The organism is Achromobacter xylosoxidans (assembly GCF_002192695.1).
Classification (GTDB): Bacteria; Pseudomonadota; Gammaproteobacteria; order Burkholderiales; family Burkholderiaceae_B; genus Achromobacter; species Achromobacter xylosoxidans_C.
In genome coordinates this window covers 66,043-85,083 of record NZ_MTLG01000058.1, presented here as the reverse complement: position 1 = coordinate 85,083, position 19,041 = coordinate 66,043, and the positions used below count along the sequence as shown (strand labels likewise).

Genomic DNA, 19,041 nt, shown 5'->3' with positions numbered 1-19,041 from the left:
ACTTTAATGAGAGGCGGGCGCGCCATAGCGGCGCGCGACGTAGTCTTCGACAATGGCCTGGAACTCTTCGGCAATACGGTCGCCCTTGAGCGTGACCGTGCGTTCGCCGTCGACGAATACCGGCGCCGCCGGCACTTCGCCGGTGCCGGGCAGGCTGATGCCGATATCGGCATGGCGGCTTTCGCCCGGCCCGTTGACCACACAGCCCATGACCGCGACGTTCATGCTTTCGACGCCGGGATACTGGGCGCGCCAGAGCGGCATCTGACGGCGCAGGTAGGTCTGGATGCTGTCGGCGAGCTCCTGGAAGAACGTGCTGCTGGTACGGCCGCAGCCGGGGCAGGCAACGACCATGGGCGTGAACGCGCGCAGGCCCATGGTCTGCAGGATTTCCTGCGCCACGATGGCTTCGCGGCTGCGGTCGCCGCCGGGTTCGGGCGTGAGCGAAATGCGGATGGTGTCGCCGATGCCTTGCTGCAGCAGCACCGCCAGCGCCGCGGTGGAGGCCACGATGCCCTTGCTGCCCATGCCGGCTTCGGTCAGGCCCAGATGCAGCGGATAATCGCAACGCGCGGACAGGTCGCGATAGACCGCGATCAGGTCCTGCACGTGGCTGACCTTGCAGGACAGGATGATGGCGTCGCGCCGCAGGCCGAGTTCTTCGGCGCGCTGCGCATTGCTGATGGCGGACACGACCAGCGCGTCGCGCATCACGGCCTGCGCTTCCCAGGGCTGGGCGCGCAGATTGTTTTCGTCCATCTTGCGCGCCATCAGCTCGTGATCCAGGCTGCCCCAGTTCACGCCGATGCGCACCGGCTTGTCGTAGCGGCAGGCCACTTCGATCATCTGCGCGAAGTTGTCGTCGCGCCGCTTGCCCCCGCCCATGTTGCCGGGGTTGATGCGGTATTTGGACAGCGCTTGCGCGCAGTCCGGGAACTGGGTCAGCAGCTTGTGGCCGTTGTAGTGGAAATCGCCCACCAGCGGCACGTTCACGCCCATGCGGTCGAGCTGTTCGCGGATGGCGATGACTTCGCGCGCGGCTTCAGGGGTGTTCACCGTGATCCGCACCAGCTCGGAGCCGGCCTGGGCCAGCTCCTTGACCTGGATTGCGGTGGCAATGGCGTCCGCCGTGTCGGTGTTGGTCATGGACTGCACCACGACCGGGGCGTCGCCGCCGATCTTCACGACACGGTCGCCCCACTTCACCGCCACCGAACGCGTGGCGCGGCGCTCTGCCGCCCCCACGGAGGGAGGTGGAGCGTCCTGGCAAGGCAGAGAGGATTCTTGCATCGGTGGAACCGGGTTGTTACTTGGTCGACTTCGGCAGCCAGTCCGACGGCAGCCAGTGCTGCGGCAGCCAGCCTTGCCAGAAGGCATACGCCACGCCGGCGGCCAGCACCAGCACGATGGCGATGAGCCAACCCCAGGAGGTCGAGGACGAGCGGTCGTCGTCGGCGCCGGACTGGGGAATGGAGTGCGCCGAATGCAGGGCGCCCGGGCTGAGCTTCACCGGGCCGGTGACGCGCGCCTTGGGATCGAGCGAATCCACGATGGCCTGCGAGTCCGCACCCAGCAGGCGCGCATAGTTGCGCACCAGGCCGCGCAGCGAAACGCCGGTGGGCAGGTTGGCCCACTGCTCGTTTTCCAGGGCTTCGATCTGCTTCGTGGAAAACTTGATGCGGCTGGACACTTCGTCGAGCGACCAGCCCTTGGACTGGCGCAGCGCGCGCAATGCCGAGCCGATGCCTCCCACAGCGCCTGCGGGCGTTTCTGAAACTGCAGAAGCGAAATCCTGCGTCATGCGTGCACCTGTTTAATTGGTATGGTCTGGCGCTGTGCGGCGTTCCGTTCGGTGATCCGGGTACGGTCGCGCACTTCTCCGGCCAGTTGGCCACAGGCCGCATCGATATCGTCGCCCCGGGTCTTGCGCACGGTGGTGATGATGCCGGCGTCCATCAGACGCTGGGCAAACACCTTCACCCGCGCCGAGTTCGAGCGCTTCAGGCCGGACTCGGGAAAGGGGTTGAACGGAATCAGATTGAGCTTGCAGCGCAGCTGGCGTGCAATTTGGATCAGTTCCTTGGCGTGCTGGTCGGTGTCGTTGATGCCGTCCAGCATGCAGTATTCGAAAGTGATGAAGTCGCGCGGGGCGAACGCCAGATAGCGTTCGCAAGCAGCCAGCAGCTCCTTCAACGGGTACTTCTTGTTCAGCGGCACCAGCTCGTCGCGCAATGCGTCGTTCGGCGCATGCAAGGACACGGCCAGCGCCACGGGACAGTCCTGCGACAGCCGGTCCATCATGGGGACCACGCCGGAGGTGGATACGGTGACGCGGCGGCGCGACAGCCCATAGGCATTGTCGTCCAGCATCAGGCGCAAGGCGGGCAGAACCTGGTCGTAATTGAGCAGGGGTTCACCCATGCCCATCATGACCACGTTGCTGATGACGCGGGTGTCTTCGGTGGCGCGGGCGCTTTCCAGGCGGGCGGTGCCGATGTCGGCCTCCAGCACGCGCTTGGCCCACCACAGCTGGCCGATGATCTCGCTGGTCTTCAGATTGCGGTTGAAGCCTTGGTGCCCGGTCGAGCAGAAGCGGCAGTTCACCACGCATCCGGCCTGGCTGGAAATGCATAGTGTGCCGCGGTCGTCCTCGGGGATGAAGACGGTCTCGATGGCATTGCCCTGCCCCACGTCGAACAGCCACTTGCGGGTGCCGTCGGTCGAGCGCTGCTCGATGTTGACGGGCAAAGCCTCGATACGGCAATGCTGCGCAAGCTGGCCGCGGAAATCGCGGGCCAGGTCGGTCATGGCGTCGAACGAATCGGCGCCGCGCTGGTGCATCCAGCGCTGCAACTGGCGAGCCCGAAACGGCTTGCCGCCCCACTTTCCGACCAGTTCGGACAGGGCGGAGCCGTCAAGCCCCAGCAGATTGATTCGTTCGACGGATTCCATGACCTGGGTAAAACTCAAAAGCTAGAACAGATGTTCCGCGAAAATCAACGGCTGTGAATGTTGATTTCGGGGAAGAAGAAGGCGATTTCGACAGCGGCCGTTTCCGGAGCGTCCGAGCCGTGCACGGCGTTGGCGTCGATGCTGTCGGCGAAGTCGGCGCGGATGGTGCCGGGAGCCGCCTTCTTGGGGTCCGTGGCGCCCATCAGGTCGCGGTTCTTCAGGATGGCGTCTTCGCCTTCCAGCGCTTGCACGAACACCGGGCCCGAGATCATGAAGTCGACCAGGTCCTTGAAGAAGGGGCGTTCCTTGTGCACGGCGTAGAAACGCTCGGCGTCGGCGCGCGACAGCTGGACCAGACGGGCGGCGATGACCTTCAGGCCGGCTTGCTCGAAACGGCCGACGATCTGGCCGATGACGTTCTTGGCGACGGCGTCGGGCTTGATGATCGAGAGGGTGCGTTGAATGGACATAAGAACTCCGAAAACTGATTTCTGACTGGTTTCTGATGAATTGCCTGGCGTGGCTCTGCGCTTGTCGGTATCACCCTTGAAGCGTCATCGCGCTGTTGGCGCACGGGCGGTCCGAAACGAATGCATGTTTCGGGCCGTCCCGAACCACTGGACCAAGGCAGGGATTCGACACTGCCTACCTGTCGGACTCACCCGGAATCCTCAATGAATTCAGGGACTTCTAAAAGGTTTACAGTAACCCGGTATTCTAACACGCTGAGAAGACCGCAATACATCTTAAAATGTGCGGTTTGCCGCCCCGCGTCCCTAGCCCGGGCGCCCCTGTTTGCCGGAACCCTGCAATGACTCAAGCTGCTCCCCCGAACGCCGCGAATGCCGCGAGCGACACCCAGGAACTCTCCAAGAGCTTCGAACCCTCCGAACTGGAATCCCGCTGGTACGCCGAGTGGGACAAGCGCGGGTACTTCCAGGCGGGCCAGCACGTAAAAACGGGGACCGAAAGCCAGCCCTACGTCATCCAGTTCCCGCCGCCCAACGTGACGGGCACCCTGCACATGGGCCACGCCTTCAACCAGACCATCATGGATGGCCTGGTGCGCTACCACCGGATGCTGGGCGACGACACCGTATTCATTCCGGGCACCGACCACGCCGGCATCGCCACGCAGATCGTGGTTGAAAGACAACTGGACGCCGAGAAGGTTTCCCGCCACGACCTGGGCCGCGAAAAATTCGTGGAAAAGGTGTGGGAATGGAAGGAAAAGTCCGGCAATGCCATTACCGGCCAGGTCCGCCGCCTGGGCGCCTCGGCCGACTGGCCGCGCGAGTATTTCACCATGGACGAGCGCATGTCGCGCGGCGTGGTGGAAACCTTCGTGCGCCTGCATAAACAGGGACTGATCTACCGCGGCAAGCGCCTGGTCAACTGGGATCCGAAGCTGCTGACGGCCGTGTCCGACCTGGAAGTCCAGTCCGAGGAAACCGACGGCCACATGTGGCACATCCTCTACCCCTTCGTCGACGGCCCGCAAACCATCGTCGACAAGGACGGCCAGACAGTCACGCTGCGCGGCCTGACCATCGCCACCACCCGCCCGGAAACCATGCTGGCCGACGGCGCGCTGTGCGTGCACCCCGAGGACCCGCGCTACAAGCACCTGGTCGGCAAGGAAGTCGAGCTGCCGCTGTGCGACCGCAACATCCCCATCATCGCGGATGATTTCGTCGACCCGGAATTCGGCACGGGCTGCGTGAAGATCACCGGCGCCCACGACTTCAACGACTATGCCTGCGCGATGCGCCACGATCTGCCCCTGATCGTGATCTTCACGCTGGACGCCCACATCAACGAGAACGGCCCCAAGCAGTTCCAGGGCATGGAACGCTACCAGGCCCGCAAGGCCGTGGTGGCGCAGCTGGAGGCCGAAGGCTACCTGGTCAAGGTCGAGCCGCACAAGATGATGCAGCCCAAGGGCGACCGCACCGGCGTCGTGCTGGAGCCGATGCTGACGGACCAGTGGTTCGTGGCCATGAGCAAGCCCGCACCGGAAGGCACGCTGAACCCGGGCAAGAGCATTACCGAGGTCGCCCTGGAAGTGGTGGCCGACGGCCGCATCCAGTTCTACCCGGACAACTGGACCACCATCTACAACCAGTGGCTCAACAACATCCAGGACTGGTGCATTTCGCGCCAGCTCTGGTGGGGCCACCAGATCCCGGCCTGGCACTCGGAAGACGGCCAGATCTTCGTGGCGCACGACGAAGCCGAAGCCACGGCCCAGGCCCGCGCGGCCGGCGTCACCGGCGAACTCAAGCGCGACCCGGACGTGCTGGACACCTGGTTCTCGTCGGGCCTGGTGCCCTTCACCACGCTGGGCTGGCCCGAAAACACGCCGGACCTGCAGCGCTACCTGCCGTCCAGCGTGCTGGTCACGGGCTTTGACATCATTTTCTTCTGGGTCGCCCGCATGGTGATGCTGACCACCCACATGACCGGCCAGATCCCGTTCAAGCACGTCTACGTGCACGGCCTGATCCGCGACGCGGACGGCCAGAAGATGAGCAAGTCCAAGGGCAACACGCTGGATCCGGTCGACCTGATCGACGGCGTCGACCTGGACGGACTGGTGGCCAAGCGCACCTACGGCCTGATGAATCCCAAACAGGCCGGCGCCATCGAAAAGGCCACGCGCCGCCAGTACCCGGACGGCATCCCGGCCTTCGGCACCGACGCGCTGCGCTTCACCATGGCCGCCTACGCCACGCTGGGCCGCAACATCAACTTCGACCTGAAGCGCTGCGAGGGCTACCGCAACTTCTGCAACAAGCTGTGGAACGCCACGCGCTTCGTGCTGATGAACACCGAAGGCCACGACCTGACCGGCCCGGAAGCCGGCGAAACGTCCTTCGTGGACCGCTGGATCGTCAGCCAGCTGCAGGCGCTGGAGGCCGACGTGGCGCGCGGCTTTGCCGATTACCGCTTCGACAATATCGCCAATTCGCTCTACCGCTATGTGTGGGACGAGTACTGCGACTGGTACCTGGAACTGGCCAAGGTCCAGATCCAGACCGGCACGCCGGCCCAGCAGCTGGGCACGCGCCGTACGCTGATCCGCGTGCTGGAAGGCGTGCTGCGCCTGGCGCACCCGATCATTCCGTTCATCACGGAAGAGCTGTGGCAAAAGGTGTCGCTGGTGGCCGGCAAGCGCAAGGAAGGCGTCGCTGACAGCGTCAGCGTCCAGCCCTACCCGCAGGCCAACCCCGCCGCGGTCGACACCGCGGCCGAAGCCGACGTCGCCGAACTGAAGGCCCAGGTCGAAGCCGTGCGCGCGCTGCGCGGCGAGATGAACCTGTCGCCCGCCCAGAAGGTGCCGTTGTGCGCCCAGGGCGATGCGCCCACCCTGACCCGCAACGCGCCGTACCTGGCCGCCCTGGCCAAGCTGAGCCAGGTCGACGTGCTCGACGCCCTGCCCGACGCCGGCGCGCCGGTCCAGGTCGTGGGCGCAAGCCGCCTGATGCTGCACGTCGAAATCGACGTGGCGGCGGAACGCGTGCGCCTGGACAAGGAAATCGCGCGCCTGGAAGGCGAGATCGCCAAGGCCAACGGCAAGCTGTCGAACGCCAGCTTCGTCGAGCGCGCACCGGCCGCCGTGGTCGAACAGGAAAAGGCGCGCATGGCGCAATTCGGCGAAACGCTGGAAAAGGTGCGTGAACAGCGCGCCAAGCTGGGCAACTGAACCCGGTCGCTGAGCTGAAAACAAAAACCCCGGACTCTGTTCCGGGGTTTTTGTTTGCCTGTCGCGGCAAGACACGCACGGCGCAAGGATCGCCGCCGAACACGCGGGCAAAGACGCCTCAGGAAGCCTTGGGCGGCTTGGGCCGGGAGGGCCGGCGCCGCTTGGCCGGCTCGGGCAGAGGAGTACCCGCCAGCTCGGCCAGGTAGCGCTCATCGGCCAGGGTCAGCATCCCTTTTGCGCGGGCAGCCTCGATCAGCTCGGGACGCCGGGCAACAGTCAGCTCGAGCGAACGCTCACGCCGCCAGCGGGTAATGTTCGCGTGATGCCCGCTAAGCAGGGGCACTGGCACGGACTCGCCTTCGTAGACTTCAGGCCGCGTGTAATGCGGACTGTCCAGCAGACCTGACAACGCGTCGTTGAATGAGTCCTGCAGCGCGGACTCGCCATCGTTGAGCACGCCGGGCAGCAGCCGCACGGCGGCGTCGATAACGGCAAGCGCGGCGATCTCTCCGCCCGACAACACGAAGTCGCCCAGCGATATTTCCTGCGTGACGCAGCGCGCAATGAAGCGCTGGTCCACGCCCTCGTAGCGACCGCAAATGAGGATCAGACCCTCGCTTGCAGCCAGGGATTCGGCGCCCGCCTGATCGTAGCGCCGGCCGACCGGAGCCAGCAGCGCGACAGGGGCGCGGCCCAGGCCCAGCGCGGCGCGCGCTTCCTGGGCGGCATTGACGGCGGCTTCCAGAGGACCCGCCATCATCACCATGCCGGGGCCGCCGCCGTAGGGGCGATCGTCCACGGTACGGTGCACATCGTGCGTGAAATCGCGGGGATTCCAGGCATGCAGGGACCACCGGCCCTGGGCATGCGCCCGGCCGGTGACACCCAGGTCCCGCACCACCCCGAACATTTCGGGAAAGAGCGTAACGACGTCTATACGCATCAAATATCCGCCGGCCAGTCGCTGTCTATGCGGCGAGCTGACAGATCGACGGCGTGTATGTGCGCGCGCACGAACGGAACAAGCATTTCGGTGGGCCGGCCCTTGGCGTTCAGGACGGGCTCGGGGCCTTCAGCCCCAGCCTTTTGGCACAAGACCCTCAGCACGGCATGGGCGCCGTTGTCGAGGACCTCGTCGACCACGCCCAGCAGCGCGGGCTCACCGTTGGCACTGGTATACAGCGCGCAACCAATGAGATCGACCCAGTAGTATTCGTCTTCCTCGGGCGCGGGGAAGGATCCCCGCGGCGCCTGCACGGAACAACCGCGCAGGGCTTCGGCCTGATCGCGATCCGCAATGCCCGCCAGCTGGGCCACCACGGTGGCCCCTTGCGAACGGGCTTGCACGACCTTGTATGCGACAGGCGCAGACGCGACAACGCCCCGCGCCAATTCAGGCACAGGGCGAGTCAACCACCATTGAGATGCTGAGAGCAGCACTTCGGCATTGGCCGAATGTGGCTGCACCTTGACCCAGCCTTTCACACCGTAGGCTGCACTGATGCGGCCCAGCTCGATCAAATCCGTCGGCGCCGCGTTGGAGGTTGCGGCATCAGGCATGTATCGTGCTCTTGGTAACTATGAAGCAGCTATGAATGGCAGCTGTTAAAGCGCAGAGCCAGGTATGCGACGCGGGCAATTAAGCCGCGGCGGAAACCTTGGCCGAGTACTCTTTGACCAGACGTTCGACAGCAGGCGACAGTTGGGCGCCGTTGCCGGTCCAGTGTTGCACGCGGTCCAGCGCAATGCGCAGGTTTTCCGTGCCTTCGCTGGCTACGGGGTTGTAGAAACCCACGCGCTCGATGAAACGGCCGTCGCGACGGTTACGCGAATCGGTGGCCACCAGGTTGTAAAACGGACGCTTCTTGGACCCACCGCGGGCCAGGCGAATCACCACCATAGGTAATCCCTTGAATTAGTTGTGAAAAACGGGAAATTCTAGCACTTAAACGAGCCTGCTGGCAAATGGCTGTGCTGAATTGTGCGTAACGGCGTGATTTGTATCCTAAAACACCACATCCGGGTATTCTACAAACACCAAATACGGGCCGGGGCCCGCGCCGCAGTTCGAAGTGTAGCCGCCCTGCCCCTCTCGTGCCTGTCTTAGTGCGTAAGAACTCAGTGCGTGTGAAGAAATAACCCGATTGAGGAGATCGGTTTTATGTCGACCTACGCAAGACCCCGCGCTTCGATCCTCCCTGCGGCCTGCCCACGGCGCCGCCACCGCACCTGCTTCAAGCCATCCCCCTGACGGCGGCCCGACCGCCGCGCGACTCTGCTTGTTCCAACGGTTTTCCCCCAACTTCCTCTAACCGGAGGGTGCACCACCATGAAGAACCAGAAATCAGTCTTCACCCCTGTTGCGCGCCTGGCCCTGGCGGGCTTGCTGGCGGGTACCCTGGCCATGCCGCTTGCCGCCTCGGCCCGCGTCGTGGGCGCCGCCCTGACGACCGCCTCCGGCAAGGTTACCGCGGTGGATCCCGCCACCCGGACCATCACGCTGCAGGGCGAAAACGGCAATAGCGTGGACATCCAAGCTGGCCCCGATATCCGCAACTTCCAGCAGATCAAGCCGGGCGACACGCTGACGCTCGACTACTACGAGTCGGTGGCGGTGGACGTGCGCCCCGCCGGATCCGGCATTCCGGAAGTGAAGACCGAAACCGCGGCCACCCGCAGCGCCAAGGGAGCCATGCCCGGCGGCGCAGCCGGCCGCCAGACCACCATCACCGCCGAAATCTGGCACATCAACAAGAGCGCCAATCTGGTGACGCTGAAGGGACCGCAGGGCGGCATGCGCACCATCCAGGTCCAGGATCCCGCCCTGCAGGCACGCCTGCAGCAGCTGAAGGAAGGCGATCTGGTGGACTTCACCATCACCCGGGCAGTCGCCGCCGCCATCCGCAAATAGACTGAGGTTCGTCCCCATGCATAAGGGCCCGCCTCGCGGCGGGCCCTTTTACGTGGCGCGGAAGGCTCGCAAGCCGCTCAGCGCCGCCGCAGGAAATGCACCCCGCGGCCATCGACCTCTTGTTGCGCCACCAGCACATTGCCGGTCTGGCGGGCGAACGCCTGGAAGTCACGGATCGCGTTGCGGTCCGTGGTGATGACGCGCAGCACTTCACCGCTGGCCATCTGCGCCAACGCCTTCTTGGCGCGCAGGATAGGCAAGGGGCAGGTCAGGCCGCTGGCATCGACTTCCTGCTCGAAGGACGGCGCCTGCGCGCCGCCATCAAGACCGGTATCCGCCCCGCTCATCACAGACGCTCATCCACCCATTTCTGCACGCTGGCGATCGCCGCGGGCAAGGCTGCCAGGTCGGTGCCGCCGCCCATGGCCATGTCAGGACGGCCGCCGCCCTTGCCGCCCACCTGGGCCGCGACGAAGCCGACGAGGTCGCCCGCCTTGACGCGGCTGGTCAGGTCGGCGGTGACGCCGCCCACCACGCTGATCTTGCCGTCGGCCGAACCCGTGGCCAGCAGCACGACTGCGGGCTTGAGGCGGTCCTTCAGGTTGTCGACCATGCCACGCAAGGCCTTGGGATCCACGTCGCCGATGCTGGCGGCCAGGACCTTGATGCCCTTGACCTCAACCGCGGCGCTGGTCGCCAGGTCATTGCCGGCGCTGGCGGCAAGCTTGTTGCGCGATTGTTCCAGATCCTTCTCGAGGCTCTTGACCTGTTCCTGCACCTGCGCGATGCGCGCCGGCAGGTCCGCCGGCGTGCTGCGCAGCATGCCCGCAACCTGGGTCAGCAAGGCGTTCTGGTTCTGCACCCAGACCAGCGCGTTGTCGCCGGTGATGGCTTCGACGCGGCGCACGCCCGCGGCCACGCCGCCTTCGGACACGATCTTGAACAGGCCGATATCGCCCGTGCGGCTGACGTGCGTGCCGCCGCAGAGTTCGCGCGAGAAACCGATGTCGAGCACACGGACGGTATCGCCGTATTTTTCGCCGAACAGCGCCATGGCGCCGCCCTTGACGGCGTCGTCATAGCCCATGACCTGCGCCACGGTGGGCTGGTTGGCCAGGATCTCGGCGTTGACGATGGCTTCGACGCGAGCGATCTGCTCTGCCGTCAGCGGCGCATCCTGGGCGAAGTCGAAGCGGGTCTTGTCGGGATCCACCAGCGAGCCGCGCTGCTGCACGTGCGCGCCCAGCACCTGGCGCAGCGCCTTGTGCATCAGGTGGGTAGCCGAGTGGTTGCGCACCGTGCGGGCGCGGCGGACCGCGTCCACGCGCGCCAGCAGCGTGTCACCCACGGACAGCGTGCCGGACTCCAGCTCGCCGTGGTGGCCGAAGACGCCGGCCTGGATCTTCAGGGTGTCGGCCACGGCGAAACGCACGCCGTCGGCTTCCAGCAGGCCGGTATCGCCGACCTGGCCGCCCGACTCGGCGTAGAACGGGGTGGCGTCCAGCACCACGACCGCGCTCTGGCCTGCCTTGACCTGCTGGACCTGCGTGCCGTCCACGTACAGGGCCGTGACCTTGACGCCAGCCAGCTCCAGCTTTTCGTAGCCTTCGAAGCGCGTGTCCGCGCCTTCATAGCTCAGGCCTTCGGCCATCTTGAACTTGCCGGCGGCGCGTGCCTGGTCGCGCTGGCGTTCCATGGCGACCTCGAAGCCTGCCATGTCCACGTCCACTTCACGTTCGCGGCAGATGTCGGCCGTCAGGTCCACCGGGAACCCGTAGGTGTCGTACAGCGTGAACAGGGTCGTGCCATCCAGTTGGCCGCCCTTGGGCACATTGGCCAGGGCGGAGTCGAGGATGCGCATGCCGTGTTCCAGCGTTTCGCCAAAGCGCTCTTCTTCCTGCTTGAGCACCTGGGCGACGCGGTCGGCAGTGGCGGCCAATTCCGGATAGGCCTCGCCCATTTCGGCGACCAGGTCCGGCACCAGGCGGTGGAAGAACGGCTTGGTCTGGCCCAGCTTGTAGCCGTGGCGCAGCGCGCGGCGGACGATGCGGCGCAGCACGTAGCCGCGGCCTTCGTTGCTGGGAATCACGCCGTCGACGATCAGGAACGAGCAGGCGCGGATGTGGTCGGCAATGACCTTCAGCGAGTTGTCTTCCAGGTTCTTGATGCCAGTTTCGCGCGCGGCGGCGGCGATCAGGTGCTGGAACAGGTCGATTTCGTAGTTGGAATGCACGTCTTGCAGCACGGCTGCGATGCGTTCCAGGCCCATGCCGGTATCGACACAGGGACGCGGCAGGCGCGGCATGTTGCCGGCCGCATCGCGTTCGAACTGCATGAACACCAGGTTCCAGATCTCGATGTAGCGGTCGCCGTCTTCCTCGGGCGATCCCGGGGGGCCGCCCCAGATCTCGGGACCGTGGTCATAGAAGATTTCCGAGCACGGGCCGCAAGGACCGGTGTCCGCCATCTGCCAGAAGTTGTCCGAGGCGTAGCGCGCGCCCTTGTTGTCGCCGATGCGGATGATGCGCTCGGTCGGCACCCCGACTTCCTTGGCCCAGATGTCGTAGGCTTCGTCGTCTTCCTGGTAGACCGTGACCCAGAGCTTCTCGGCGGGCAGCTTGTAGACCTGGGTCAGCAGCTCCCAGGCGTACTGGATGGCGTCGCGCTTGAAGTAGTCGCCGAAGCTGAAATTGCCCAGCATTTCGAAGAACGTATGGTGGCGGGCGGTATAGCCCACGTTCTCGAGGTCATTGTGCTTGCCGCCGGCGCGCACGCTGCGCTGGGACGACGTGGCACGCGTATAGGACCGCGATTCCTTGCCCGTAAAGACGTCCTTGAACTGGACCATGCCCGAATTGGTGAAGAGCAAGGTCGGGTCGTTGCCCGGGACGAGCGACGACGAGGGAACAATGGTGTGTCCCTTGGACTTGAAGAATTGCAGAAACTGCTGGCGAATCTCGGAGGATTTCATCGTGGGCGAAGCAGAATTTAGGCGAATTTTTGATTATAGAGGGTTGGCGGGCATCCCAGGAAAAGAGGCTTCGCGGCGGCTTCAGCGCACGCAGACGTAGCCTGTGGTCCAGCCTTCCGTCTCGGTCCATTTGCCGCCGGCGGAAACAATCACGGCCTGGTAGCCGGCAGGACACGAGCAGGCGCCGGTCCGGGGATTCGCAGTGGAGGTGCCGCTGTAATGGTAGCAACCCAGCGGGTGGTTGAAGCTGTATGCCCCGCCGAAACCGCCGCTTGCCGGCGCCCACACCTGGGACTGGCATGTCAGCAGTTCCCCCTGTTCCGAGGTGGCCACGGTGCCGTTCGAAACGCCGCACTGCTGCCCCGCGCTGGCGCGCGCGCCGACCTTGAAGTAGGCACCCACCTGAGCCGAGGATGCAACGCTCAGATCCCCCTGCAGCTGCGGATCGCGCGTATCGCGGATCTTGACGTAGCGATCCGGATCCAGCCCCCCGGCCCCGGCTCCCGCCCACAGGGCGACCGTACCGGGCGCATAGGCCGGCCCACCGGACGCCAGGGGATTGGCGAAACTGAAGGCCGCGCCGCGCACCAGGCCCGGCGACGCCGGCCACACCGCCCCGCCATATCCACCGGCGGCCTCGATCGCGGCGGCGATGCCGGTCAGATCCGGTGATTGCGTCCCTGTTTTAGTCAACGGCGTGGCGCTATAGACCAGCCCGTCCACCCGGCAACGTTCGCCGGGACATGCCTGCGACCTGACGATCCTGATTTGCGCGGCGAAACCCATGGCGGAACGCTCGGGAAAATCGGCGGGCAGCAGTCCCATGCCACGCAATTCGCCGATGGTGGGCGCGAGCGGATCCGCGAACAGCGGGTCTCCCTTTTCGCTGCGAGGCGCGTCCCCCTTGGCAAGGACTGCGGCATGCCGGCCCAGCACCTCGACCACCGCCAGGCGGATCTGCGTCAACCATACGCCGGCGGCGCGGGCTGCAGCGTCCTCGATCCGCTGCACCGCCTGGCCGGACGCCCAGATGGCCGCCATGGCGCTCAAGGCCAGCGCCACCACCAGGCCCGGCAAAGAGAATCCGAGCTGAGACAACCGCGCCGCGGGAGCCCGCGACCGAACAGTCATGGCACGCGCGAGCCGCCTCATTTTGCGACGAATAGGAAGGTGTTGACGTCGCCCGGACTGCACTGGGCCTGGGCCAAGGCCGCGCGGTAAGGCACGCTGGGCGTTGCGAACGCGTCCTTCACGATCCTGAGGCCGCCTCCCGCGCCACCGATCGAGATGGTCTCCGACATCCGCTGCAGCACCGAGGCCAGCGACGGACATGCGGCCTGGCTGACATTGCTCAGCTTGATGGAGAATGCCGAACCCTGCCCCGCGCTGCCGAACGAGGCGGCCGCGACCTCGACCACCCCGTTGCCTCCGACACCGCTGCCGCCCAGGCCATGGGCGATGCGCGCCGCGCCCCCAGTCCCGTCGACGGCCAGGACGCTGGATTCCCGCAGGGCATTGGCCATGGCGCCTGTGTCCAGGCCGGCGTAGGGCGTGATCCCGCCGCCTTGCGCATTGGTCTTCATGCTGGCGATGAAACGCTGCAATTCCTCGCCCACCTTGGGAACCTTGTTCTCAACCACGTAGGCGCCGATGGCCGGAATGCCGACGATCGCGATCAACAGAACGATGGCGGTGACGATGGACACTTCCATCAACGAAAAGCCGAGCTGCCGGCTTGCGCGGAATGGGACTGCATGAACATGGAGCATGGTTGCTTTCCTCGTGAGATAAGGCGAGCGGGCTGCCAAGCGCCGCTTGCCTGACATAGCCACTATTGGCTGGCGTAGAAATTGGTCAGGGCATGGCGCAATTCGTCGATCACGCCGTAGTGCCAAAGCGTGATGCCCAGCACGGCGGCCAGGGATGAGAGCAGCAGCGACCAGCGCAACGCCGATGCCTGCCGACGCACCCGCGCCAGCAGGCGCGACTCGATGCGCAGCCGCGCCTGCGCAAGTCCGGCCTCCATGCCCAGGGCATCCATCATGTCGGCCATGTACCACCAGGTGTCCGCATCGAGCAGGCCTGTGCCGAAGATCTCCGGGCCGGTCTGGCCACCGTCTATCCGCCCCAGCATGTCCTGCAGATGCGCATGCATCCAGGCCGCCGCATCCCGGGCCTGCACGGCCAGCGCGCGCCGCAGGCGGGTGTCGGCCGCGCCATGCTGCCTGACCAGCACGGCCAGCAGCGCAAGAAAGCGGATGGCGTGGAAATCCCGGTAGAGCCGCCACAGCAGCCAGTGGTCCAGCCGCGGCCGCAAGGCTCCGATGTAACGGGGCAGCGACCACAGGCTCAACAAGGCCAGGCCCAGCAGCAATACCAGCCACAGGGCCAGCCATTGCCTCAGGCCCTGGGCCAGCGCAAACAGCGCACGGGTCAGGCGGCCGTAGTCTTCCACCGGCACGGCCTGGAACACCTGCTGCAAGCGCGGGACACTGAAAAAGGGGATGGCACACAGCAAGGCGAATGCGACGGCCGCCGCCGCGACGCCGGCCATCGCCGCCGAAACCAGCGCCAGCCACGCATCCGACGCCAACCGAACGGCCCGCGCCACATCGCGCAACGCGGCGGGCAGATCGCCGCCCTCTTCCTGCACGCAGCTGAGCAGCAGGCATTCGCTGGAGGGCAGCGTGTCCGCCCAGGCCGCGCCCAGATCGCCGCCGGCGTCCAGATACATGGCCGCCCAATGCCTCGACAGCCGGCCGCGCACGGTATCCTCGCCATGACGGCGCGCGTCGTCCTCGAAGACGTCGCGCAGGTTCTTGCGGCCTTGCGTTCCTTCAACAAGGTCCGCCAGATACTCGTAGTAGTCCGCGCGTCCCGCCCGAAAGCGCAATGCGTCCAGGCGCAGCAACAGGGATCGACCGGAGGGCGCGCTCCAGTAAGTGCGCAGTGGCAACGGCCTAGCCATGGCTACCCCCGGCGGATCGCGCGCCAGGCATGGGCAAGGCCGCGGGAACATCGAAGCGGCGCAGCAACGCGCGGGGATCGACTTCTCCGCGGCTGACCTTGTACAGGGCGCAGTCCCGCGCCAGCGCGCCGCGCGTGGCATCGCTGCGCCAGGCAACGGGTCCGGCGGCCTCGGCCTGGCGCTTGAGCCCCACGTTATCGCGCGCACGCACGCGCTCGAGAAAGCCCTCGACGCGCTCGGGTTCGAGCATTTCAGCCGCCACGCTGCGGCCTGCGATGCCGTTCAATTCAGGCAATTGCGCACGCCTGCAAGCGCTGCAACCCGCGGCATTCCTGACCCTGAGCGTGGTGGAGTCCAGCAGGAACTCTTGCTGCATCCGCTTCAACCATGCCCGCCAATCAGGGCGCTTGCCGCCGCCGGCGGATCTGGACCAAAGACTGTCCACGGGCAGCGAGCAATGGCTGCACAGGCGCGGCAGCAAGGTCTGGTAGACCAGGAGCTTGAGTATGCCGGGCGTGGCCAGAAAATCGCGCGACACGCCGATCGCGTCCGACGCCAGGCGTTCGGGTATCAGCACGGCGCCAGCGGCGTGGGTGGTGGTGTACAGGCTGACGCCAGAACCGGCCAGGTCCATGAACGCGCGGCCGGTATCAATGTCCCGGATCTCGCCGATGAGCAGATCGTTCATCGCCGAGCGCTTGATGGTCTTGAGCTTGGCATCGAACGCCGGCCAGGCCGATTCAGCCAGAGCGCCGCCCAGCGTGTTCTGCAAGGCATTGTCGATGATGTACTCGACCGGATCTTCCAGGGTGATGGCCTTGCGAGTGGGAGCGATACCGCGCATCAGCGTCGCGATGGTGGTCGATTTGCCGGAACCGACCACGCCCGCCAACACGATGGCCCCGCCTTCGCGCTCGCGCGCCCGGGCAAGGGTTTCGACCTGCGCGGGCAGATAACCCAATGCGAGCAGATCGGCGTTGGCGGTCGCGTCCAACCGCAAGATGCGCAGGCAGACGGAAGGCCCGGCATCGGTGGCCAGCGAAGCCCAGCGCAGCACGATGGATACGCCATCGATGTCCAGCCCGATGCGTCCTTGCTGCTCCAGCGCCGGGTCGAACACCGCGCCGTTGCCGCCTCTGACATCCATCCAGGCCACCGCCAGGACCTCCAGCAGCGTCGCGTTGGACAGGCCTGCAAAGCGTTCCGTGCCGACGTATTCCCCGCCGATGGTGTAGCGGATCTCGCAGGATTCACGCCGACGGTTGACGTTGATGTGCACGTCGCTCGCCCCCTGGCCCACGCCCCAGCGCACGATGTCCAGGAACAGCGCGGCCAGGGCCGAGGCACGCTCCTCCCGTCGATCCTTGCCGCGGCCGGCCAGCCCAGGCGCCGCCAACTGCCCGCGGGCGATCATCAGCAGCAGCGGCGCGGGCAATTGGTAGCGCGGCACTTGCGCCAGCCGGTAACCCTGCGCCTGCACCATGCGCTCGACTTCGTCGATCTGGTCGCCCAGCGTGTAGTCCTTTACCGCGAACACGGCGACCTCGCCGCTTTCGAGCAGCACGGGACACAACCTGCCGGCGAGCGCTGCAAGATCGAAATCGCGTCCGAGCGCCCGCACGAATGCGGGGTGCAAGCGGGCGACGTCTTCGGGTGTCCGGAGCTGGGGCGGTTCCCAGGCCTCCACAGCGGGATGCGCCGCGACGGGCTGCAAAGCATGCACAGTCATGGCTGGCCCCTGCCCGCGTCGACGCAGGCGATGCGTTCGGTATCGCCGCGACGCAGCCTCACGCAACTGTCGTCGATAGCCAGCAACTGGTAGGCGCGGGCGTCGGCGCCCCCCGCGACGGGTTCACCCCTGCCCGCCTGATAGCGGAGTACGGCGCCATTGACGGCAATGTCGGCGCTCAAGCGCCGCGCGAGGCCGAAGATGGCCATCACCCGGATATCGTCGGATGCCCTGGCGGGCGGCGCAGCCTGTGTCACGGGCTCGGGTCCCGGACGGCACAGACCCGGGACCCGGCAGTCCGCCAAGGCGGCCGCGGCGTCCACGCGCAGCAAGGCGCGCACGGTTTCCGTCTCTGGCCAGGGCCGCGGCTCCTCGGCGCTTTGCAGTGACGGTTGACCATGAGCGGCCGGCACCAAGGCGGCCGACAAGAGCAGACGCCCGATGAATCCTGCCGCGGCATTCGAATGCGCAACGGCGCCCCTATTCCTGTTCATAAAGTTCTCCCTGTAATTCGGCGACCAGCGTGCTGGAAACCAGCGTGGGCCTGGCTAGCGCCTGGAGGTCCAGCGACAGGCGGGACCATCTGGCCGCCGCAACGGCGCCGTCCAGCAACGCGAAGGAACGCAACGGCCCCCGCAAAGTAATGGCGCGGCTGCGGATGGCAGGCCGGGCCGCAATCGTGGCGCCCGTGTGGCCGGCGGCGGGCTGAGGTTGTGGCGGCAAGGACAGCGGCAACGCCGACGCAAGGATCACGGAAGTAAAAGCCGCCCGCATGCGCTGCAACGCGGCGACCAGCCCGGTGTCGACTTGCAGCGCAGTGGGCAGGACCAGGTCCGCCAGCCCCACCGGCGAGGAGCCCATGCGCCATGACAGCGTGGCTTCTTCCAGCGGCTGGAATGTCACCTGCCAGCCGGTGGGCCGCAGCGCGTGCAGAACATCGTTGGCGGCCAGCGGATGAGCACGGACATAGACCGCCGAGCAATTCCAGGCCTGCTCCACGGCCAGGCAGCGCGCGCGGCTCAGCGCCCAGCCGCGCACTTGTATGGGCAGCCTGCCCAAGCCGTCCAGCAAGCGGGTGACCTCGGCAGGGGCGTGGACCACCGTGTTTCGCAGCAGGGTCAGATACGGATCCGGCTGCGAGGAAATATCTTCCGGACCGGCATAACTGGACGAGTCGCGGCCCGACCATGGCGCAATCACGCGCTCCCATAGCGGTGGAGCAATGGCGGCAAGCCCCGCGCAGGCCAGAAACAAACGGAATGCGAGCGGCAGTTCGGCCCAGCGCGAGGACAGCCCGACCAGGCGGGCAGCCGGGTCCGCCGCCTGCATGAGCAAGGCCCAGGCTTCATCGGCGGCCTGCGCCGGCAATGCGGGCCGCTGGGCGCGCAACAGCGCCTGCTCGCGCAAGGCCTCGTCGAGCGTGGCGTACACCCTGTCCGCCTGCGACAGCACGGTGCCGCGCTGCGCCGCCACCAGCCAGTGGCCACCGCTGGGCAAGCGGATCAGGCTGTAGCCTCCATCCGGGTACAACAGGGCGTACAGCTGGGCCGCGGCCTGGATGTGCGCATGCCTGCTCCGCCCCGCCCGCGCGCCGCCGCGCCAAGATGGGCGCATGCGGCCATAACCGGCCACCATGGCCGGCGCCCCGCCCACGACATAGTGGCTGGCCCGCAAGCGGCGCCCTCGCGAGCGGGCCAGCGCGGGAATGTTGGAGCCGATCAGGGCGAACCAGCGCAGACCGAAGGCCAAGGTGCGGCCCGTGTCGGGGACGTCGAGCAACAAGGTGGGAGGAAGGCGTTCCATG

17 protein-coding genes are annotated in these 19,041 nt (G+C 66.2%); 2 read left to right on the top strand and 15 right to left on the bottom strand.

What is annotated here, in order from left to right; translation table 11 throughout:
* Positions 1–3 precede the first annotated feature (3 nt).
* Genes ispG through ndk form a run of 4 tightly spaced genes read right to left on the bottom strand, consistent with a single transcriptional unit; the run spans position 4 to position 3,422 of the window.
* Positions 4–1,290, bottom strand: coding sequence for a flavodoxin-dependent (E)-4-hydroxy-3-methylbut-2-enyl-diphosphate synthase (gene ispG, locus BRO63_RS09800; protein ID WP_088139583.1), 1,287 nt, complete (start codon positions 1,288–1,290; stop codon positions 4–6).
* Positions 1,291–1,306: 16 nt separating this feature from the next.
* Positions 1,307–1,801, bottom strand: coding sequence for a helix-turn-helix domain-containing protein (locus BRO63_RS09795; protein ID WP_088139581.1), 495 nt, complete (start codon positions 1,799–1,801; stop codon positions 1,307–1,309).
* On the bottom strand, positions 1,798–2,952 hold the full coding sequence (gene rlmN / locus BRO63_RS09790) for a 23S rRNA (adenine(2503)-C(2))-methyltransferase RlmN (protein ID WP_088139580.1): 1,155 nt from the start codon (positions 2,950–2,952) through the stop codon (positions 1,798–1,800). Before rlmN ends, BRO63_RS09795 begins: the two co-directional genes overlap by 4 nt.
* A gap of 44 nt (positions 2,953–2,996) precedes the next feature.
* Positions 2,997–3,422, bottom strand: coding sequence for a nucleoside-diphosphate kinase (gene ndk, locus BRO63_RS09785; RefSeq protein ID WP_088139578.1), 426 nt, complete (start codon positions 3,420–3,422; stop codon positions 2,997–2,999).
* Positions 3,423–3,763: 341 nt separating this feature from the next.
* Between ndk and BRO63_RS09780 the strand changes: the two genes are divergently transcribed.
* Positions 3,764–6,658 (top strand): valine--tRNA ligase, encoded by a 2,895-nt coding sequence (locus BRO63_RS09780; protein ID WP_088139576.1) that lies wholly within the window; start codon positions 3,764–3,766, stop codon positions 6,656–6,658.
* 118 nt (positions 6,659–6,776) lie between these two features.
* Here the strand turns inward: BRO63_RS09780 and trmD are convergent, their stop codons facing one another.
* The 3 genes from trmD to rpsP form a co-directional block, all read right to left on the bottom strand.
* Positions 6,777–7,601 (bottom strand): tRNA (guanosine(37)-N1)-methyltransferase TrmD, encoded by an 825-nt coding sequence (gene trmD / locus BRO63_RS09775; RefSeq protein ID WP_088139574.1) that lies wholly within the window; start codon positions 7,599–7,601, stop codon positions 6,777–6,779.
* Positions 7,601–8,218, bottom strand: a complete 618-nt coding sequence (rimM, locus tag BRO63_RS09770; protein WP_088139572.1) for a ribosome maturation factor RimM — start codon at positions 8,216–8,218, stop codon at positions 7,601–7,603. The genes trmD and rimM overlap by 1 nt, the downstream gene beginning before the upstream one ends.
* Positions 8,219–8,297: 79 nt before the next feature.
* Complete coding sequence (gene rpsP / locus BRO63_RS09765; RefSeq protein WP_013392819.1) at positions 8,298–8,558, bottom strand: 30S ribosomal protein S16; 261 nt, start codon at positions 8,556–8,558, stop codon at positions 8,298–8,300.
* A 429-nt stretch (positions 8,559–8,987) separates the two neighbouring features.
* Here rpsP and BRO63_RS09760 point away from each other — a divergent pair, with 429 nt between their 5' ends.
* On the top strand, positions 8,988–9,569 hold the full coding sequence (locus tag BRO63_RS09760; protein ID WP_088139570.1) for a hypothetical protein: 582 nt from the start codon (positions 8,988–8,990) through the stop codon (positions 9,567–9,569).
* A 77-nt stretch (positions 9,570–9,646) separates the two neighbouring features.
* Here the strand turns inward: BRO63_RS09760 and BRO63_RS09755 are convergent, their stop codons facing one another.
* The 8 genes from BRO63_RS09755 to BRO63_RS09720 form a co-directional block, all read right to left on the bottom strand.
* Positions 9,647–9,916: a sulfurtransferase TusA family protein gene (locus BRO63_RS09755; RefSeq protein WP_088139568.1), complete on the bottom strand. Its 270-nt coding sequence runs from the start codon at positions 9,914–9,916 to the stop codon at positions 9,647–9,649.
* A complete protein-coding gene (gene alaS, locus BRO63_RS09750; RefSeq protein ID WP_088139566.1) occupies positions 9,916–12,540 on the bottom strand; it encodes an alanine--tRNA ligase in 2,625 nt (874 codons plus the stop codon). Before alaS ends, BRO63_RS09755 begins: the two co-directional genes overlap by 1 nt.
* Before the next feature lie 81 nt (positions 12,541–12,621).
* The gene (locus BRO63_RS09745; protein WP_088139565.1) at positions 12,622–13,671 is read right to left on the bottom strand and encodes a PulJ/GspJ family protein; all 1,050 of its coding nucleotides are present in this window, start codon (positions 13,669–13,671) and stop codon (positions 12,622–12,624) included.
* 17 nt (positions 13,672–13,688) lie between these two features.
* Complete coding sequence (locus tag BRO63_RS09740; RefSeq protein ID WP_088139563.1) at positions 13,689–14,309, bottom strand: type 4 pilus major pilin; 621 nt, start codon at positions 14,307–14,309, stop codon at positions 13,689–13,691.
* A gap of 62 nt (positions 14,310–14,371) precedes the next feature.
* Positions 14,372–15,508, bottom strand: a complete 1,137-nt coding sequence (locus BRO63_RS09735; protein WP_088139561.1) for a general secretion pathway protein — start codon at positions 15,506–15,508, stop codon at positions 14,372–14,374.
* Entirely contained in the window at positions 15,501–17,237 is a 1,737-nt protein-coding gene (locus BRO63_RS09730) for an ATPase, T2SS/T4P/T4SS family (RefSeq protein ID WP_088139559.1), read from the bottom strand. Before BRO63_RS09730 ends, BRO63_RS09735 begins: the two co-directional genes overlap by 8 nt.
* Positions 17,234–17,731 carry a hypothetical protein gene (locus BRO63_RS09725; RefSeq protein ID WP_088139558.1) on the bottom strand — a complete coding sequence of 166 codons (498 nt, stop codon included), beginning with the start codon at positions 17,729–17,731 and terminating at the stop codon, positions 17,234–17,236. Before BRO63_RS09725 ends, BRO63_RS09730 begins: the two co-directional genes overlap by 4 nt.
* Positions 17,718–19,040, bottom strand: coding sequence for a hypothetical protein (locus BRO63_RS09720; RefSeq protein WP_256943267.1), 1,323 nt, complete (start codon positions 19,038–19,040; stop codon positions 17,718–17,720). The genes BRO63_RS09725 and BRO63_RS09720 overlap by 14 nt, the downstream gene beginning before the upstream one ends.
* Between the last annotated feature and the right edge of the window lies 1 nt (position 19,041).

Excerpts from the sequence above, each read along its gene's own strand:
- ispG (WP_088139583.1), bottom strand. The coding sequence starts at position 1,290 with ATGCAAGAATCCTCTCTGCCTTGCCAGGACGCTCCACCTCCCTCCGTG.
- BRO63_RS09795 (WP_088139581.1), bottom strand. The coding sequence starts at position 1,801 with ATGACGCAGGATTTCGCTTCTGCAGTTTCAGAAACGCCCGCAGGCGCT.
- rlmN (WP_088139580.1), bottom strand. The coding sequence starts at position 2,952 with ATGGAATCCGTCGAACGAATCAATCTGCTGGGGCTTGACGGCTCCGCC.
- ndk (WP_088139578.1), bottom strand. The coding sequence starts at position 3,422 with ATGTCCATTCAACGCACCCTCTCGATCATCAAGCCCGACGCCGTCGCC.
- BRO63_RS09780 (WP_088139576.1), top strand. The coding sequence starts at position 3,764 with ATGACTCAAGCTGCTCCCCCGAACGCCGCGAATGCCGCGAGCGACACC.
- trmD (WP_088139574.1), bottom strand. The coding sequence starts at position 7,601 with ATGCGTATAGACGTCGTTACGCTCTTTCCCGAAATGTTCGGGGTGGTG.
- rimM (WP_088139572.1), bottom strand. The coding sequence starts at position 8,218 with ATGCCTGATGCCGCAACCTCCAACGCGGCGCCGACGGATTTGATCGAG.
- rpsP (WP_013392819.1), bottom strand. The coding sequence starts at position 8,558 with ATGGTGGTGATTCGCCTGGCCCGCGGTGGGTCCAAGAAGCGTCCGTTT.
- BRO63_RS09760 (WP_088139570.1), top strand. The coding sequence starts at position 8,988 with ATGAAGAACCAGAAATCAGTCTTCACCCCTGTTGCGCGCCTGGCCCTG.
- BRO63_RS09755 (WP_088139568.1), bottom strand. The coding sequence starts at position 9,916 with ATGAGCGGGGCGGATACCGGTCTTGATGGCGGCGCGCAGGCGCCGTCC.
- alaS (WP_088139566.1), bottom strand. The coding sequence starts at position 12,540 with ATGAAATCCTCCGAGATTCGCCAGCAGTTTCTGCAATTCTTCAAGTCC.
- BRO63_RS09745 (WP_088139565.1), bottom strand. The coding sequence starts at position 13,671 with ATGACTGTTCGGTCGCGGGCTCCCGCGGCGCGGTTGTCTCAGCTCGGA.
- BRO63_RS09740 (WP_088139563.1), bottom strand. The coding sequence starts at position 14,309 with ATGCTCCATGTTCATGCAGTCCCATTCCGCGCAAGCCGGCAGCTCGGC.
- BRO63_RS09735 (WP_088139561.1), bottom strand. The coding sequence starts at position 15,508 with ATGGCTAGGCCGTTGCCACTGCGCACTTACTGGAGCGCGCCCTCCGGT.
- BRO63_RS09730 (WP_088139559.1), bottom strand. The coding sequence starts at position 17,237 with ATGACTGTGCATGCTTTGCAGCCCGTCGCGGCGCATCCCGCTGTGGAG.
- BRO63_RS09725 (WP_088139558.1), bottom strand. The coding sequence starts at position 17,731 with ATGAACAGGAATAGGGGCGCCGTTGCGCATTCGAATGCCGCGGCAGGA.
- BRO63_RS09720 (WP_256943267.1), bottom strand. The coding sequence starts at position 19,040 with ATGGAACGCCTTCCTCCCACCTTGTTGCTCGACGTCCCCGACACGGGC.